Consider the following 14,741-nt stretch of genomic DNA (forward strand, 5'->3'; position numbering starts at 1 on the left):
CGCTTTCAGTCCCATCTTCGTTTTTTGTCATGCGGCAAGGTGTCCCAGGGAATACAACCTCACGCTGAGAATTTCAGTGGCCGCCTATGTGTGGCCCGAGTTGGAATGCCATGCGCGTGCACGTCGTGGAACGTTGTCGATCGCCCCGCTTGCGGCAGGTTGCGGTAGCGCTTGCTCTGCTCATCGCGTCCGGGACCGGCGCACACGCCCAGACGGTGCTGAACGTCGGCGATGGAGCGAGCCTCGTCACCGCGCTGACGACGATCGACAACAATCCCGTCACCAACTACACGCTCAACATCACGAATAACATCACGCTGACTGCCGGAACGACGCTGCCCATCATCAATTCGAGAAGCACCGTAACCATCAACGGCGGCAACTTCACACTCGATGGCGGCGGCGTGCAGCGCGGATTCTTCGTCTACGCCGGCAGCGTCGCGATCGACAATCTCACCATCCAGAACGCCGTCGCCAAGGGCGGCAATGGCGGCAGCGGGTTCGATGGCGGCGGCGGCGGCGGGATGGGGGCGGGCGGCGCGCTGTTCGTCGCCAGCGGCGCCAACGTCACGGTCAGCAATGTGTCGCTCGCGAGCAATCAGGCTAATGGCGGAAGCGGCGGCAACTACGGCTCGACCGTCGCCGGTGGCGGCGGTGGCGGCGGGCTCGGTGGCAATGGCGGAAACGGTGGTAACGTCGGCGGTGGTGGCGGAGGCGGGATTGGCCTCGGCGCCAACGGCGGGGCCGGCCAGACTGGCTCGACGGGTGGCAACGGTGCTGCCGGCATCGTTATCGGCGCCGCCGGCGGGGGCGCTGGCGCCACCGACCCGGGGAGTGGTGCCTCACCAGGCACAGGGGGCGCCAATGGAGGCGGCGGGGGCGGCGGGGCCATGGGGTCTGGCATCCACGGTGCCGGTGGCGGCGGCGGGATTGGCGGCGGCGCTGCTACGGCTACCGGGGGCTTGAGCGGCGGCGGCGGTACTGGCGGCTTCGGTGGTGGCGGTGGCGGTAGCTTGAACAGCGCAGGCGGAAATGGCGGTTTCGGTGGCGGCGGCGGGAGCGTGCGCTGCTTTGCCAGTCCCGGGAAGGGCGGCTTTGGTGGCGGTGGCGGCGGCGCCAGCGGCGGCGGCACCGGTGTGACCTGCGGGAATACCGGCGGCTTCGGTGCAGGCAACGGCGGCGACAGCGTCAATGGCGGTGGCGGCGGCGGGCTCGGCGCAGGCGGCGCGGTGTTTGTCCAGGGTGGCGGAACGCTCAACGTTTCCGGTGCCTTTACCGTCAACGGCAGCAGCGTCGCCGGTGGAACGGGTGGTGTGGGTGCCGGCAATGGCTCGGCCTTCGGCTCGGGTCTGTTCCTGCAGGGCAACGGGACGCTGACCTTCAGTCCCGCGGCCGGCCAGAACCAGATCGTCTCCGATGTCATCGCCGACCAGACCGGCAGCGGCGGCACAGGTGCCGATGCCGGCAGCTGGAGTCTTGCCAAGACCGGTGCCGGCACGCTGACGCTCACCGCCGCAAACACCTATTCCGGCGGCACGACCGTGAGCGGCGGCCTGATCAACTTCAATGCAGCGAGCAATTTCGGCTCGGGCAACATCACCCTCAACGGCGGCGGGCTGCAATGGGCGAGCGGTAACACGGCCGACATCTCGAGCCGGCTGAACGCCATCGGCTCCGGCGGCGCGACGTTCGACTATAACGGCAATGCCGTGACGCTCGCGATGGCACTGACCGGTACAGGCGGCGTGACGGTCGCGAGCTCCGGCAGCGGCGGTGCGCTGACCTTCACGGCCACGGAAAGCTATTCCGGCGCGACGACGATCAATTCCGGCGCGACGCTGGCGCTGTCGGGTGGCGGCAGCAACTCGAATTCGAGCGTCGTGACGGTCAATGGCACATTCGATATTTCAGGATCATCGTCCTTCCTCAACAGGATCACTAGGCTCGCGGGCGGTGGATCGGTTGCGCTCGGCAACAACGCTTTGGTGATTACCGCCGGTTCGACGGAGTTTTCCGGCGCGATCAACGGCTCGCGCACAGGGGGCCTCGAGATCGCCGGCGGAACGCAGACCCTGTCCGGCGCCAACGGCTATTTCGGCTTTACCCAGATCGATGCCGGCGCGACGCTCGCGCTCAAGGGAAACGGCTCGATCGCCAATTCGGCCAATGTCGTGTTCGCTTCGGGTGCAGGAATCGGCACATTCGATATTTCGCAGACCAATAGCGGTACAAGCATCTCAGGCTTGGTTGATCAGGACGGCCACAGCGTCGTGTCCCTCGGCGCCAAGACGCTGACCATCACCAGCCGTGTGGGCCCCTACGACGGTGTCATCCAGGATGGCGGCATTGGTGGCGGCACCGGCGGCAATGTGACGATCGCCCTTGGCGCCCTGGCGAGATTCGGCGGCGCCAACACCTATGCCGGGCTGACCACGATCAACGCCGGCGGCGAGCTCGATCTGATCAACGGCGGCAGCATTGCGTCCTCAAAGGCCGTGATCAACGACGGCATGTTCGATATATCGCGCGCGGGTGGCGGCGTCGCGATCAACAGTCTTTCCGGGACCAGCATCGTCGGCACCGTGAACCTCGGTGCCAACACGGTGACCTTCACCAATGCCAACGGAACCTTTGCGGGCGACATCCGGGACGGTGGCGCGGGCGGCGGTGTGGCGATCACCGGCGGCAAGGAAATCCTTGCGGGTGTCAACAGCTACACTGGCGCCACCACCGTCAACGGCGGCACCCTTGAAGTGGACGGCACGATCGCCAACTCGCTGAAAGTGACGGTCAATTCCGGCGGCACGTTGAGCGGCACCGGCATCGTCGGCGCTCCGACCGTCGTCTTTTTCCACAACGGCGTCGTGTCAACATGGTTAGCCACCAGCTCCGGCGCCACCGCTGCGGCTGATGGTACGATTACGGCGAAGGAGCCGGTCACCGGCGACCCCTTGAGGGGCGGCTTCGTCATTCCGACACCGACGACCATCATGAGCGGAGGCACGCTTGCACCCGGGAGTGCTGCAGATCCGACCGGCACACTGACGATCAACGGCGCTCTCGCCTTCCAATCCGGCGCGATCTATCAGGTGCAGGTGACGCCGACCGCTGCGGCATCGACCAATGTCAACGCGAACGCGACACTTGGAGGCGCGACCGTCAATGCAGTGTTCGCCAACGGCAGCTACATCTCCAGGCAGTATACGATTCTGAACGCCGCTGGAGGCATATCCGGCACATTTGTATCCAACATCGTCAATACCAACCTGCCGACGAATTTCACCGACACCCTGAGCTACGACGCCACCCACGCCTATCTCAATCTCGCGCTGAACTTTGCGCCACCATCCCCTCCCAACTTCGGCGGCGGCCTCTCGATCAACCAGCAGAACGTCGCGAACACGTTGGTCAACTCCTTCAACGCGACCGGCGGCATTCAGACGGTGTTCGGCACGCTCACCCCGGCGGGCCTGACGCAGGCCTCCGGCGAACTGGCGACCGGCACGCAGCAGACGACGTTCGATGCGATGAACCTGTTCATGGGGCTGCTCACCGATCCCTTCATGAACCGCACCGGCGCGACGGGTTCGATGCCGGGCGCAACGGGATATGCGGACGAGGGCGAAGCGAGCGCCTATGCCGCGGCCCGGAAGACCGATGCATTCGCGATGTTCACCAAGGCGCCGCCGGTGCCGTTCGTGCCCCGCTGGAACGTCTGGGCCGCGGGTTTCGGCGGTTCGCAATCGACCAGCGGCAACGCCATGGTCGGGTCGAACGACACCACTAGCAGCATCTATGGCACGGCGGTCGGCGCCGACTATCTGTTCTCGCCGAAAACGGTTGCGGGCTTCGCGCTCGCCGGTGGCGGCACCAGCTTCTCGGTGGTCAATAGCGGCAGCGGCCGCTCCGACCTGTTCCAGGCCGGCGCCTATGTCCGCCACACCGAAGGCCCGGCCTATGTCTCCGCTGCGCTTGCCTATGGCTGGCAGGACATCACCACCGACCGCACCGTGACGGCGGCAGGCATCGACCGGCTCCGCGCCGAGTTCAATGCCAACGCATATTCGGGGCGGCTAGAGGGTGGCTATCGTTTCGTCGCGCCGTGGATCGGCGGCGTCGGCATCACACCTTACGCCGCGGGCCAGTTCACGACTTTCGAACTGCCCGGTTACGCCGAGCGGGTGATTTCGGGCCTGTCGACCTTTGGGCTGACCTATGCCGGCAAGAGCCTCACCGATACCCGCAGCGAGCTCGGCCTTCGTACCGACAAGTCGTTCGCGGTGCAGGACGGCATCCTGACGCTGCGCACGCGCTTTGCCTGGGCCCATAACTATGACCCGAACCGCTCGGCCGCCGCGACCTTCCAGGCGTTGCCAGGCACCAGCTTTGTCGTCAACGGCGCGGCGCAGGCGAGCGACTCTGCGCTGACCACGGCCTCGCTGGAGATGAATTGGCGAAACGGCTGGTCGGCGGCTGCGACGTTCGAGGGCGAGTTCTCCAACGTCACCTCGAGCTACGCCGGCAAAGGCGTGGTGCGGTATCAGTGGTGAGACGCGAGCCCTTTCCGCTTCGGCGAGCCTGACGTCACGCGCACGATTACCTGACGCGTAATCGCGCGTGCGATCTCCCTTTGCGATGGTCGCGCATCGGCGGCGATGTGGCCGGTCGATCTGCGAAGGGAAACATATCATGGTCAGCCAACCGCTTTGTGCGACCGCGAGCGACGGCACAAAACTGTTCGTGCAGGATTGGGGCTCGGGCAAGCCGGTGCTCCTGCTGTCCGCCTGGACGTTCGATTCCAGCGTCTGGGGCAGCCAGATCGTGGCGCTGAACGCGAAGGGTTATCGCTGCGTCGCGCCCGACCGGCGTGGCCACGGCCGGTCCGACCTGCCGATGAAGGGATACGATCTGGATACGCTGACCGACGACGTCGCTGCCGTGATCGAGCAGCACGATCTGCACGACGTCACCATCGTGGCGCATTCGATGGGCTCGATCGAGGCGGTGAACTATCTGTCGCGCCATGGCTCAGGCCGTGTCGCGCGGCTGGTCCTGGCGGCGCCGACCACGCCGTGTCTGGTCCAGACCGAGGATAATCCGGACGCGGTGCCGCGACCGATGATCGATGCCCAAAATGCCGCGATCGCGCAGGATTTCCCGAAATGGATCGGCGAGAACGAGGCGCCCTTCTTCACGCCCGACACATCAGAGGTCACCCGGGCATGGATCAAGCAGATGATGCTGAGCGTGCCGTTGCCGGTGGCGCTGGCCTGCCGCCAAACCATTTCGTCTGCCGACCTGCGCGCCGCGGCCAAAGCTATCGATCGCCCGACGCTGATCGTGCACGGCGACCAGGATGCCAGCGCACCGCTCGCGCTGACCGGCGCGAAGACGGCAAGCCTGATCAGCGGAAGCAGGCTCGTGGTCTACGAAGGCGCGCCGCACGCTTTGCCGCTGACGCACAGCGCCCGCCTGCTGGCCGACCTCTCGGCCTTCATCGATGCCTAGCTGGCCCGTTAGCGGCGTCGGTCAAACCGGCGGACTTTTCTGGGGATATCGGCTGCGTTGCCGCTGAGGCTGATCGGCGGCCACAGCTTGGCAATTCACTCCCCGCGCCGCCTGTACCGGGGTGGGGTCCGGACCGCGACGATCCCATTGCCCAAGGCCGGCGATTTCCTATCTTTGGCCTACTGCGGTCCTCCGCACTCTGCGCGACGAACGCCGGGCAGACCTGCTTCCGGTCCCATGGCCACCCCAGGGGTCTTGCGCGGTGGAACAGGTACCTTCGGGGGATCCAAACCTGCTGCTCGGCCGCCTCGACCGCCTGACCGCAACGGCCGCGGGATGGCTCGCTGCCGAGCGGGAGCTGAGCTGATATGGGGAAAGCGCAGGGCACCAGACGCCGGCCGCGGCGTTTCCCGTTGAGGCAAGCGCTTCCGCCTGATGCGGCAAAGAGCCCGCGGGAGGGACGGTAAAAGCGTCAAAATTGCTTGTCTTGCGCCCCCTGTTGCGCTGCGCTAAAGCCTCAAGAACAATTCCAATCAACGAATCTGCGGCACGTCCGAAACCGCAGCAAGAAGGCCTCGCCGATGACCGGCATCCTGCAGAATTATCTCCCACTTGTGGTCTTTATCGGAGTCGCGAGCCTGATCGGGCTGGCGCTCCTGATCGCGCCGTTCCTGGTCGCGTTCCAGTCGCCGGACCCGGAAAAGCTGTCCGCCTATGAATGCGGATTCAACGCTTTTGACGACGCCCGCATGAAGTTCGACGTCCGCTTCTATCTGGTGGCGATCCTCTTCATCATCTTCGATCTCGAAGTGGCGTTCCTGTTCCCCTGGGCCGTGGCGTTCGGAAAACTGGGGGCGACCGGGTTCTGGTCGATGATGGTGTTCCTGGCCGTGCTGACGGTCGGGTTCGCGTATGAATGGAAGAAAGGCGCGCTCGAATGGGATTGAGCCCCACCGCCGCATCCTCGCAGCCGGCGATTGCGCAAGCTCCGAGAGGCATTCTCGATCCGTCGACCGGCAAGCCGGTCGGCGCCAATGATCCGTTTTTCCTCGAGGTCAATCACGAGCTGTCCGACAAGGGCTTCTTCGTTGCGGCGGCCGATGATCTGATCACCTGGGCGCGCACCGGCTCGCTGATGTGGATGACCTTCGGTCTCGCCTGCTGCGCGGTCGAGATGATGCAGGTCTCGATGCCGCGCTATGACGTCGAGCGCTTCGGCTTTGCGCCGCGTGCTTCGCCGCGGCAGTCCGACGTGATGATCGTCGCGGGCACGCTGACCAACAAGATGGCGCCGGCGCTGCGCAAGGTCTACGATCAGATGCCGGAGCCGCGCTACGTCATCTCGATGGGCTCGTGCGCCAATGGCGGCGGTTACTACCACTACTCGTACTCGGTGGTGCGTGGTTGCGACCGCATCGTGCCGATCGACATCTATGTGCCGGGCTGCCCGCCCACGGCGGAGGCACTGCTCTACGGCGTGCTGCTGCTGCAGAAGAAGATCCGCCGTATCGGCACCATCGAACGCTAAGGTTTCAGGCATGGACGACGGCAAGCTCGACGCCCTTGGGCAGACGATCGTGAGCGCGCTTCCGGGCGCCGCCACGGCGCACTCGGTCGCGTTCAATCAACTCACTATCGACGTCGAGATTGGCAGAATCGTGGACGTCGTCAGGTTTCTGCGTGACGATCCCAACTGCCGTTTCGTCAGCATCACCGACGTGACCGCGGTCGACTATCCGAGCCGCGAGAAGCGTTTCGATGTCGTCTACCACCTGCTGTCGCCGACGCTGAACACGCGCATCCGCGTGCGCGGCCAGGCCGACGAGACCACGCAGGTGCCGTCGATCATCGGCGTCTTCCCCGGCGCCGACTGGTTCGAGCGCGAGACCTACGACCTTTACGGCGTGATCTTCACCGGGCATCCGGACATGCGCCGCCTGCTGACGGATTACGGCTTCGATGGCCATCCGCTGCGCAAGGATTTCCCGCTCACCGGCTTCGTCGAGGTTCGCTACGACGACCAGGAAAAGCGGGTGCTGTACGAGCCGGTCCGGCTCAACCAGGAATTCCGCAAGTTCGATTTCCTCTCGCCCTGGGAAGGCGCGGACTATCCGCTTCCCGGTGACGAGAAGGCCAAGGCGGAGCCGAAGCCATGAACGAGCAACCGCAAGATCTTCGTAACTTCACCATCAACTTTGGTCCGCAGCATCCGGCGGCGCACGGCGTGCTTCGCCTCGTGCTGGAGCTCGACGGCGAAGTCGTCGAGCGCGTCGATCCGCATATCGGCCTGCTTCACCGCGGCACCGAGAAGCTGATCGAGCACAAGACCTATCTGCAGGCGATTCCGTATTTCGACCGCCTCGACTACGTCGCGCCGATGAACCAGGAGCATGCGTTCTGCCTCGCGGCGGAAAAACTGCTCGGCATCACGGTGCCGCGCCGTGGCCAATTGATCCGCGTGCTGTATTGCGAGATTGGCCGCATCCTGTCGCATCTGCTCAACGTAACCACGCAGGCGATGGACGTCGGCGCGCTGACCCCGCCGCTGTGGGGCTTCGAAGAGCGCGAAAAGCTGATGGTGTTTTACGAGCGCGCCTCGGGTTCGCGCATGCACGCGGCGTTCTTCCGCGTCGGGGGCGTGCACCAGGACCTGCCGCCGAAGCTGATCGACGACATCGAGGCATGGTGCGATCCGTTCCTCAAGGTCGTCGACGATCTCGATCGGCTGCTGACCGGCAACCGCATCTTCAAGCAGCGCAACGTCGATATCGGCGTGGTGCCGCTCAAGGAAGCCTGGGAGTGGGGCTTCTCCGGCGTGATGGTGCGCGGCTCGGGCGCGGCCTGGGACCTGCGCAAGTCGCAGCCCTACGAGTGCTACGCCGAGATGGATTTCGACATTCCGATCGGCAAGAACGGCGACTGCTTCGACCGCTACCTGATCCGCATGGAGGAGATGCGCCAGTCGGTGCGCATCATGAAGCAGTGCGTGCAGAAGCTGAAGGCGCCGGACGGGCAGGGCCCGGTCGTGGTCGAGGACAACAAGATCGCGCCGCCGCGCCGTGGTGAGATGAAGCGCTCGATGGAAGCGCTGATCCATCACTTCAAGCTCTACACCGAAGGCGTCCACGTGCCGGCCGGTGAGGTCTACGCCGCGGTCGAGGCGCCGAAGGGCGAGTTCGGCGTCTATCTCGTCGCAGACGGGACCAACAAGCCATACAAGTGCAAGATCCGCGCGCCGGGTTTCGCCCATCTGCAGGCGATGGATCACATCTGCAAGGGCCATCTGTTGGCCGACGTTTCCGCCATCCTTGGCTCGCTGGACATCGTGTTCGGCGAGGTCGACCGGTGATGATGTCCGCATCCGCACCGCGCGCAATGAGAGTTTGATCGATGTCCGTCCGCCGCCTTGCCCCGAAGGAATTGCAGCCCGCGAGCTTCACGTTCACGGACGAGAACCTGGCCTGGGCCAAGAAGCAGATCGAGAAATATCCGCCGGGCCGTCAGGCCTCGGCGGCGATCGCGATTCTGTGGCGCGTGCAGGAGCAGCATGACGGTTGGGTCTCGGAAGCTGCGATCCGCGCCGTCGCCGACCTGCTCGAGATGCCGCATATCCGAATGCTGGAGATCGCGACCTTCTACACCATGTTCCAGCTCTCGCCGGTCGGCAAGAAGGCCCATGTCCAGGTTTGCGGCACCACGCCGTGCCGGTTGCGCGGCGCTGCCGACCTGATCGAGGTCTGCCAGCATCGTATCCATCACGATCCCTTCCAGCTGTCGAAGGACGGCAACTTCTCCTGGGAAGAGGTCGAGTGTCTCGGCGCCTGCGTGAACGCGCCGATGGTGCTGATCTGGAAGGACACCTATGAGGACCTGACCAAGGAAAGCTTCGGCAAGGTGCTCGACGGCTTTGCCGCCGGCAATCCGCCGAAGCCCGGCCCGCAGACCGACCGTCAGTTCTCGGCGCCCGCAGGCGGGCCGACGACGCTGAAGGAAACCACCTGATGCGGGGCTTTCAGGTGCAGGCGAACGGGACGGGGAGGGGCGCGATGAAGGCTTGGCGCACGATCGCGCTGCACACCGCCGTCGCGGCGGGCTTCATGTTCCTGCTGCAACGTTACGGCCTGAGCGCGACGCTGGAATCCAGCCTGTTGTGGGCCATCGTGTTCGGCGGCTGTGCCGCCGGGCTCGCATATTCGCAAGCCAATCGGTGATGTTCGGAAAGTTTTGAGCATGCTCAGCGACAAGGACCGCATCTTCAAGAACCTCTACGGCCTGCATGATTGGGGCCTCGAGGGCGCGCGCCGACGAGGCGCCTGGGATGGCACCAAAGGGATCATCGACAAGGGCCGCGACTGGATCATCAATGAGATGAAGGCCTCGGGCCTGCGCGGCCGCGGCGGCGCAGGCTTCCCGACCGGCATGAAGTGGTCCTTCATGCCGAAGGAATCCAAGGACGGCCGTCCGAGCTATCTCGTCGTCAATGCCGACGAGTCGGAGCCCGGAACCTGCAAGGACCGCGAGATCATGCGGCACGACCCGCATCTGCTGGTCGAAGGCTGCCTGCTCGCGAGCTTCGCGATGGGCGCACATGCCTGCTACGTCTATATCCGTGGCGAGTTCATCCGCGAGCGCGAGCGGCTGCAGGCGGCGATCGACCAGGCCTATGAGGCCAAGCTGGTCGGCAAGGACAATATCAACGGCTGGCCGTTCGACATCTATGTCGCGCACGGCGCCGGCGCCTATATCTGCGGCGAGGAAACCGCGCTGCTCGAGAGCCTCGAGGGCAAGAAGGGCCAGCCGCGGCTGAAGCCGCCGTTCCCGGCCAATGTCGGCCTCTATGGCTGCCCGACCACCGTGAACAACGTCGAGTCGATCGCGGTTGCGCCCGACATCCTGCGCCGCGGCGCCGCCTGGTTCGCCGCCATCGGCCGGCCGAACAATGTCGGCACCAAGCTGTTCTGCATTTCCGGCCACGTCGAGCGGCCCTGCAACGTCGAAGAGGCGATGGGGATTCCGTTCCGCGAGCTGATCGAGAAGCATTGCGGCGGCATTCGCGGCGGCTGGGACAATCTGAAGGCGGTGATCCCCGGCGGCTCGTCGGTGCGTATGGTGCCGGCCGATCAGATCATCGACACGCCGATGGATTTCGATAGCCTGAGCAAGCTGCGCTCGGGCCTCGGCACCGCGGCCGTGATCGTGATGGACAAGTCGACCGACCTGATCCGGGCGATCGCGCGCATCTCCTATTTCTACAAGCATGAGAGCTGCGGCCAGTGCACGCCGTGCCGCGAGGGCACGGGGTGGATGTGGCGCGTCCTGACTCGCATGGCCGAGGGCCGCGCCCACAAGCGCGAGATCGACATGCTGCTCGAGGTCACCAAGCAGGTCGAGGGCCACACCATCTGCGCACTCGGCGACGCTGCGGCGTGGCCGATCCAGGGTCTGATTGCGCATTTCCGTCACGAGATTGAAGAGCGCATCGATCAGTATTCGCACAAAGCCGATCTCGACGATCAGGGCGTTCGTGATCCCGTCCACATGGTCGCGGCGGAGTAGAGAAGAGACATGAGCAAGATCATCGTCGATGGCAAAGAGATCGATGTGCCGCCGGAGCACACGCTGCTGCAGGCGTGCGAGGCGGCAGGCGCCGAGATTCCGCGCTTCTGCTATCACGAGCGGTTGTCGATCGCCGGCAATTGCCGGATGTGCCTGGTCGAGGTGAAGGGCGGCCCGAAGCCGGTCGCGAGCTGCGCCTGGGCCGTGCGCGACTGCCGTCCGGGGCCGAAGGGCGAGCCGCCGGAGATCTCGACGCGTTCGCCGATGGTCAAGAAGGCGCGCGAAGGCGTGATGGAATTCCTGCTGATCAACCATCCGCTGGACTGCCCGATCTGCGACCAGGGCGGCGAGTGCGACCTGCAGGACCAGGCGATGGGTTACGGCGTCGACACCAGCCGTTTCGCCGAGAACAAGCGCGCGGTCGAGGACAAGTATCTCGGTGCGCTGGTCAAGACCTCGATGAACCGCTGCATCCAGTGCACGCGCTGCGTCCGCTTCTCCGCCGAAGTCTGCGGCGCGCCGGAAATGGGCGCGACCGGCCGCGGCGAGGACATGGAGATCACCACCTATCTCGAACAGGCGCTGAGCTCGGAGCTGCAAGGCAATCTCGTCGATATCTGCCCGGTCGGTGCGCTGACCTCGAAGCCCTATGCCTTTGCGGCGCGGCCCTGGGAACTCGGCAAGACCCAGTCGGTCGACGTCATGGACGGCGTCGGATCCGCCATCCGGGTCGACACCCGCGGCCGCGAGGTGATGCGCATCCTGCCGCGCATCAACGAGGCGGTGAACGAGGAGTGGATTTCCGACAAGACCCGCCACGTCGTCGACGGCCTGCGCACGCAGCGCCTCGACCGGCCCTATGTGCGCGAGAACGGCCAGCTCAGGCCTGCGACCTGGCAGGAGGCCTTTGCTGCCATCGCCGCCAAGGCCGGCAGCACCGACGGCAAGCGGATCGGCGCGATCGCGGGCGATCTCGCCGCGGTCGACGAGATGTATGCGCTGAAGGAGCTGCTCGCTGCGTTCGGTTCGGTCAATCTGGCAGTGCAGGGCGGCGACGCGTTCGACGCCAAGGCCGGCCGCGGCTCTTACATCTTCAACCCGACCATTGCCGGCATCGACCAGGCCGACGCGATCCTGATCATCGGCTCGCATCCGCGCAAGGAAGCCGCGGTGCTGAACGCGCGGATCCGCAAGCGCTGGCGCACCGGCGGGCTCAAGGTCGGCATGATCGGCGCCAAGGCCGATTTCACCTATGAGCACGACTATCTCGGCGCGGGCACCGACACGCTCGCCGATCTCGTCGCGGGCAAGCACTCCTTTGCCGACGTGCTGAAGAATGCCAAGAACCCGATCATCCTGGTCGGCGCCGGTGTCTACACCAGGCATGACGGCGCGGCGGTGCTGGCGCAGGCAGCCAAGCTCGCCGTCGACGTCGGAGCGCTCAAGGACGGCTGGAACGGCTTTGCCGTGCTTCAGGATACGGCTTCGCGGGCCGGCGCGCTCGATATCGGCTTCTCGCCTGCGGCCGGCGGCCTGACCACGGCGCAGATGACGACTTTCGGCACGCTCGACGTGCTGTTCCTGCTCGGCGCCGACGAGATCAAGGCGCCGGACGGCACCTTCGTCGTCTATATCGGCACCCATGGCGACAAGGGCGCGCACCGCGCCGACGTGATCCTGCCGGGCGCCGCCTATACCGAGAAGTCCGGCATCTACGTCAACACCGAGGGCCGGGCGCAGATCGCCAACCGTGCCGCATTCCCGCCGGGCGAAGCCCGCGAGGACTGGGCGATCATCCGCGCGCTGTCCGACGTGCTCGGCAAGAAGCTGCCGTTCGACTCGTTGCAGGCGCTGCGCCAGGCGATGTTCAAGACCTATCCGCATCTGATGCGGCTCGACCAGATCGAGGCCGGCACGGCCGACGACGTCAAGGCGCTGGCCGGCAAGGGCGGCAGCGTCGACAAGGCGGCATTCAAGCCGACCGTCGAGGATTTCTATCTGACCAACCCGATCGCGCGGGCCTCTGCCGTGATGGCGGAATGCTCGCGGCTGGCGTCGGGCCGAATGCTGACGGCAGCGGAGTGAGCGTGACCTGATGGCTGAATTCTTCGCAAGCGCGTTCTGGACCGGCTTCCTCTGGCCGCTGATCGTCATGGTCGCGGAAAGCCTGTTGCTGCTCGTCGTGCTGCTGATCGCGATCGCCTACATCCTGCTCGCCGACCGCAAGATCTGGGCGGCGGTGCAGATCCGGCGCGGCCCCAACGTGGTCGGCCCGTTCGGATTGCTGCAATCCTTCGCCGACCTTCTCAAATTCGTGCTGAAGGAGCCGGTGATTCCGTCCGGCTCCAACAAGGGCGTGTTCCTGCTCGCGCCTTTGGTCTCGTGCATCCTGGCGCTGGCCGCCTGGGCCGTGATCCCGTTCGATCTCGGCTGGGTGATCTCCGACATCAATGTCGGCATTCTCTACATCTTCGCGATCTCGTCGCTGTCGATCTACGGCATCATCATGGCCGGCTGGTCGTCGAACTCGAAGTACCCGTTCCTGGCCGCGCTGCGCTCGGCGGCGCAGATGGTGTCCTATGAGGTCTCGATCGGCTTCGTCATCATCACCGTGCTGCTCTGCGTCGGCTCGCTGAACCTGTCGGCGGTGGTCGAGGCCCAGAACACCCGCGGGCTCGCGCACCTGATCGGCCTGCCGCAGCTCACCATCCTCAACTGGTATGTGTGGCCGCTGTTCCCGATGTTCGTGGTGTTCTACGTCTCGGCGCTGGCGGAAACCAACCGTCCGCCGTTCGACCTGGTCGAAGCGGAATCCGAACTGGTCGCCGGCTTCATGACCGAATATGGCTCGACTCCGTATCTGCTGTTCATGCTCGGCGAGTATGTCGCGATCACCACGATGTGCGCGCTGGCCTCGATCCTGTTCCTGGGCGGCTGGCTGCCGCCGGTCAATTTGCCGCCGTTCACCTGGATTCCGGGCATCGTCTGGTTCGCCCTCAAGGTGTTCTTCATGTTCTTCATGTTCGCGATGGCGAAGGCGATCGTGCCGCGCTACCGCTACGATCAACTGATGCGGCTCGGCTGGAAGGTGTTCCTGCCGCTGTCGCTGGCGATGGTGGTGATCGTGGCCGGCGTGCTGCAGTTCGCCGGCATCGCGCCGAAGTGAGGCCGTCATGAGTGTCAATGTCAACGCAACAGCCCGCTCGCTTCTGCTCTCGGAATTCGTCTCGGCGTTCTTCCTGGCGATGCGCTATTTCTTCCAGCCGAAGCCGACGCTGAACTATCCGTTCGAGAAGGGGCCGATCTCGCCGCGCTTCCGCGGCGAGCACGCGCTGCGCCGCTATCCGAACGGCGAAGAGCGCTGCATCGCCTGCAAGCTGTGCGAGGCGATCTGCCCGGCGCAGGCGATCACGATCGAGGCCGGCCCGCGCCGCAACGACGGCACCCGCCGTACGGTGCGCTACGACATCGACATGGTGAAGTGCATCTATTGCGGGCTGTGCCAGGAGGCGTGCCCGGTTGACGCCATCGTCGAGGGACCGAATTTCGAATTCGCGACCGAGACCCGCGAGGAACTCTACTATGACAAGGCGAAGCTGCTCGCCAACGGCGACCGCTGGGAGCGCGAGATTGCGAAGTCGATCGCGCTCGACGCGCCGTACCGGTGAGGTGAGGGC

At 65.2% G+C, this 14,741-nt stretch carries 12 protein-coding genes; all 12 read left to right on the forward strand.

Going from position 1 to position 14,741, the window contains the following annotated elements; genetic code table 11:
• Positions 1-149 precede the first annotated feature (149 nt).
• The 12 genes from ACVISU_RS40745 to nuoI all read left to right on the forward strand — a co-directional run bounded on the left by ACVISU_RS40745 (position 150) and on the right by nuoI (position 14,732).
• Positions 150-4,550: an autotransporter domain-containing protein gene (locus ACVISU_RS40745; RefSeq protein WP_456710691.1), complete on the forward strand. Its 4,401-nt coding sequence runs from the start codon at positions 150-152 to the stop codon at positions 4,548-4,550.
• Positions 4,551-4,689: 139 nt separating this feature from the next.
• The gene (locus ACVISU_RS40750; RefSeq protein WP_456710692.1) at positions 4,690-5,508 is read left to right on the forward strand and encodes an alpha/beta fold hydrolase; all 819 of its coding nucleotides are present in this window, start codon (positions 4,690-4,692) and stop codon (positions 5,506-5,508) included.
• A 581-nt stretch (positions 5,509-6,089) separates the two neighbouring features.
• Positions 6,090-6,455 carry an NADH-quinone oxidoreductase subunit A gene (locus ACVISU_RS40755; RefSeq protein ID WP_018271860.1) on the forward strand — a complete coding sequence of 122 codons (366 nt, stop codon included), beginning with the start codon at positions 6,090-6,092 and terminating at the stop codon, positions 6,453-6,455.
• Complete coding sequence (locus tag ACVISU_RS40760) at positions 6,446-7,036, forward strand: NuoB/complex I 20 kDa subunit family protein (protein ID WP_050402390.1); 591 nt, start codon at positions 6,446-6,448, stop codon at positions 7,034-7,036. The genes ACVISU_RS40755 and ACVISU_RS40760 overlap by 10 nt, the downstream gene beginning before the upstream one ends.
• A gap of 10 nt (positions 7,037-7,046) precedes the next feature.
• Positions 7,047-7,664, forward strand: a complete 618-nt coding sequence (locus ACVISU_RS40765) for an NADH-quinone oxidoreductase subunit C (RefSeq protein WP_456710693.1) — start codon at positions 7,047-7,049, stop codon at positions 7,662-7,664.
• Entirely contained in the window at positions 7,661-8,857 is a 1,197-nt protein-coding gene (locus ACVISU_RS40770; protein WP_050402392.1) for an NADH-quinone oxidoreductase subunit D, read from the forward strand. The genes ACVISU_RS40765 and ACVISU_RS40770 overlap by 4 nt, the downstream gene beginning before the upstream one ends.
• Positions 8,858-8,898: 41 nt before the next feature.
• Complete coding sequence (gene nuoE, locus ACVISU_RS40775; protein ID WP_163153441.1) at positions 8,899-9,510, forward strand: NADH-quinone oxidoreductase subunit NuoE; 612 nt, start codon at positions 8,899-8,901, stop codon at positions 9,508-9,510.
• Positions 9,510-9,719 carry a hypothetical protein gene (locus ACVISU_RS40780; protein WP_456710694.1) on the forward strand — a complete coding sequence of 70 codons (210 nt, stop codon included), beginning with the start codon at positions 9,510-9,512 and terminating at the stop codon, positions 9,717-9,719. The genes nuoE and ACVISU_RS40780 overlap by 1 nt, the downstream gene beginning before the upstream one ends.
• Positions 9,720-9,738: 19 nt before the next feature.
• Complete coding sequence (nuoF, locus tag ACVISU_RS40785; protein WP_456710695.1) at positions 9,739-11,064, forward strand: NADH-quinone oxidoreductase subunit NuoF; 1,326 nt, start codon at positions 9,739-9,741, stop codon at positions 11,062-11,064.
• A gap of 9 nt (positions 11,065-11,073) precedes the next feature.
• Positions 11,074-13,149, forward strand: a complete 2,076-nt coding sequence (gene nuoG / locus ACVISU_RS40790; protein ID WP_456710696.1) for an NADH-quinone oxidoreductase subunit NuoG — start codon at positions 11,074-11,076, stop codon at positions 13,147-13,149.
• A 10-nt stretch (positions 13,150-13,159) separates the two neighbouring features.
• On the forward strand, positions 13,160-14,230 hold the full coding sequence (nuoH, locus tag ACVISU_RS40795; RefSeq protein ID WP_050402395.1) for an NADH-quinone oxidoreductase subunit NuoH: 1,071 nt from the start codon (positions 13,160-13,162) through the stop codon (positions 14,228-14,230).
• Between the two features lie 7 nt (positions 14,231-14,237).
• Positions 14,238-14,732, forward strand: coding sequence for an NADH-quinone oxidoreductase subunit NuoI (nuoI, locus tag ACVISU_RS40800; protein ID WP_018271854.1), 495 nt, complete (start codon positions 14,238-14,240; stop codon positions 14,730-14,732).
• Positions 14,733-14,741: the final 9 nt, after the last annotated feature.

Source organism: Bradyrhizobium sp. USDA 4452, assembly GCF_054063575.1.